Origin of the sequence: Paenibacillus sp. OT2-17, assembly GCF_009827695.1 — a bacterium.
Taxonomy (GTDB): domain Bacteria; phylum Bacillota; class Bacilli; order Paenibacillales; family Paenibacillaceae; genus Paenibacillus; species Paenibacillus polymyxa_B.
The window spans coordinates 1-807 of the sequence record NZ_WUDQ01000951.1; the positions used below are offsets into that span (position 1 = coordinate 1).

Sequence of the window (807 nt, forward strand, 5' to 3'; positions counted from 1 at the left end):
CATGAAAGTTCATGGATGGAATCCTCAGATTGATTCCGCCATTGCCGTTGGCTGTGACCACTTCTTCCGCATTGGATAATACGGGTATAAGCTTCAATATACCAGATGATACTGCACGAGCAGAACGGTATTTTCCCGCCACATCCGCGCTATGCTTCAACGTGCTATCCGCTTGCGGAGTAGCATGGGAATCCCCAACAAACAGGTCAATGAGTTCGCTTCTTGCACCGGACATTTCATTTTCCACATTGGTCAGGATGCTGATCCCAAAGTTTTGATCCGGCACGATAGAGACCAGAGAGGAGAATGAATCTGTATTTCCACCGTGCTCGATAACACGATAATCTCCCGTGAACCGTTCCCAAAAGCCATGGGCATTCCCCGGAAGCTCGGGATAGTGGGTATATGAAGCCTCATGCATTTCTCGCAGGGTTTCATTCTTGTTGAATAGCGAATATTTTAAGGAATGCTCCATGTTCAGATGAGCAAGCATAAAATGAGCCATGTCCTCCGAAGTAATGTTTAACGCACCCGCCGGCACATCATTAAAGAAAACATTCGGCTTTGCCACCCAGTTTCCATCCTTCTTGGAGTAGCCTGTTGCTTTATGTTCGATAACCTCTGGGATAAGATCATATCGTTGTGTAAAGTAAGAATGTTTCATGTCTAGAGGCTCAAATATATGTTTCTGAATATAGGTTTCAAAAGGCATTCCGGATACACGTTCTATAATATAACCGGCCAGGTTGGTCCCATAGTTGGAATAAGCAGTCACTGTTCCAGGCTCATAAATCTGTTCAGGCTGAT

At 45.1% G+C, this 807-nt stretch carries 1 protein-coding gene; it reads right to left on the reverse strand.

All coding sequences use genetic code 11. The features are described 5' to 3' along the window. Window positions 1-775, reverse strand: a 775-nt coding sequence (locus GRP75_RS28405; RefSeq protein ID WP_337194292.1) for a serine hydrolase domain-containing protein, incomplete at its 3' end; no start/stop codon positions are given. Window positions 776-807: the final 32 nt, after the last annotated feature.